Genomic DNA, 524 nt, shown 5'->3' with positions numbered 1-524 from the left:
GCGCCCAGGCCGCCGGTGCCGCCGGTGACCAGCACCGTGCCCTCCGGCCCGAACACCGGAGCGCGATCCTCCTCCACCGGCGCCACCACCGTGCGCACCAACCGCGGCACCCACACCGCACCGGCCCGCACCGCGACCTGCGCCTCACCCGAGGCCAGCGCCCGATCGACCGCGTCCGCCTCCAGCGGCCCGGCCTCCACGTCCAGCAGCACGAACCGGCCCGGCTGCTCGGCCTGCGCCGCCCGCACCAGACCCCACACCGCCGCCTGCGCCGGATCCACATCCTCCGCCTGAGCGACCGCCACCGCGCCCCGCGTCACCACCACCAGCCGCGAAGAGGCGAACCGCTCCTCGGCCAACCACCCCTGCACCACACCCAACGCCTCGTGCACCCCGGCCGACACCTCGACCAGCACACACTCCGCAACCTCACCATCCAGCGAACCGGCCAGAGAACCGGCCACCACCCACCCGGGCACCCCCGCAGGAGCGGAAACGGAACCGGCCGGAGCCTCACTCCACTC

At 75.2% G+C, this 524-nt stretch carries 1 protein-coding gene; it reads right to left on the bottom strand.

Annotated features, from left to right (window positions below; all coding sequences use genetic code 11):
- A partial coding sequence (locus ACVCAG_RS45845) for a SpnB-like Rossmann fold domain-containing protein (RefSeq protein ID WP_447191683.1) occupies window positions 1–416 on the bottom strand: 416 nt, incomplete at its 3' end.
- Window positions 417–524 lie beyond the last annotated feature (108 nt).

The organism is Streptosporangium sp. G12 (genome assembly GCF_052983175.1).
Note: the sequence above shows the minus strand (reverse complement) of the source record. Positions and strands in the feature narration are given on the sequence as shown.